General features: G+C 72.4%; 1 protein-coding gene. It reads right to left on the reverse strand.

The features are described from left to right. On the reverse strand, positions 1–1506 hold a 1506-nt coding region (locus JHC79_RS22790; protein ID WP_296395200.1), incomplete at both ends, for a condensation domain-containing protein.

The following is a 1506-nucleotide window of genomic DNA, read 5'->3' on the forward strand; positions in this document are numbered from 1 at the left end:
GCTGCTGCATCGACAGCATCACCTGGCTCAGCGGCGCGAACGCCTCGGATCGGGTGGGCGCCAGTCGTTCCACCAGATGTTCGAACGGCAGGTCCGCGTGGGCGAACGCGTCGACGTCCACGGTCCGGACGTCGGCGAGCAGTTCCGCCAGCGGCATCGTCGGATGGACGCGGGTGCGCAGCAGGAGGGTGTTGACGAACATGCCGACGAGATCGTCGAGCGCGGCGTGTCCGCGGCCGGCGACCGGCGTGGACACGACGATGTCGTCGCCGCCCGACACACGGGCGAGCAGCGCGGCCAGTGCGGTGTGCACGACCATGAACTCGGTCGCGCCGTGTGCTCGTGCGATCTCGGCGATCCGCGACGCCGTCGCCACCGGGATCTCGAACTGCATGCGCGCACCTCGCTGCGACGCCACCGCGGGGCGCGGGCGGTCGGTCGGCAGGGTGAGCACGTCGGGGATGCCGGCAAGGCGCGACGACCAGTGGGCGGCCTGAGCGCCCAACGTCGACGCCGGGTCGTCGACCGACCCCAGGACGCGCTGTTGCCACAGTGCGTAGTCGGCGAACTGCACCGGCAGCGGGGCGAATCGGGGTGCGACGCCCTGTGCCCGCGCCCGGTAGGCCGCGACGACGTCGCCGACGAGCGGGGCGACCGATTCGCCGTCGACGGCGATGTGGTGCAGCGCCAACGCCAGCACGTGATCGGTGGCGCCGACGGCGACGATCCGTCCCCGGATCGGCAGCTCGGTGCTCACGTCGAATCCGCGACGCAGCAGCGCGGCGACTGCGGACTCGTCGTCGGTGACCGACCAGTCGAGGAGCGGCTCGGCATCGGCAACGGTGAGCACCTGCTGGTGCGGACGCCCGCCGGTCGACGGGTACACGGTGCGCAGCACCTCGTGGCGGTCGAGCACGTCGCCGATCGCGAGCCGCAGCGCCGCGATGTCGAGGTCTCCGACGAGCCGCAACACCACCGGGATCGTGTAGGCGATCGAGGACGGCTCGAACCGGTTGAGGAACCAGATCCGTTGCTGCGCGTTGGACAGCGGCACGAAATCCGGTCGCGGCCCGGCAACCAGCGGGATCGTCGCCGTCGACGCGCCGTCGGGTGCCCGCATCCGTATCCGGGCGACGAGCCCGCGGACGGAGGGCGCATCGAACAGGTCGCGGATCCCGACGCGGGTCCCGAGGGCCTCGGTGGCGCGGGCGGTCACGCGGGTGGCCGACAGCGAGTTGCCGCCGAGGTCGAAGAAGTCCGCGGTCACGCCGATCTCGGTGGGGTCGGACCCGAGCACGTCGGCCACGATCGCGGCCACCGCCCGCTCGTCGTCGTCGGCCGGCGGCTCGACGACCCGCGCGACGTGTCCGGCCCGGTCGGGGTCGGGCAGTGCGGCGCGGTCGAGTTTGCCCACCGGGGTGCGCGGCATGGCGTCGAGCACGGTGATCGAGCTCGGCACCATGTACGCCGGGACGAGGTCGGCGAGGTGGTCTCGCAGTTCGTCTG

It is taken from the genome of Williamsia sp. (genome assembly GCF_016462415.1).
In the GTDB taxonomy this organism is placed as follows: domain Bacteria; phylum Actinomycetota; class Actinomycetes; order Mycobacteriales; family Mycobacteriaceae; genus Williamsia_A.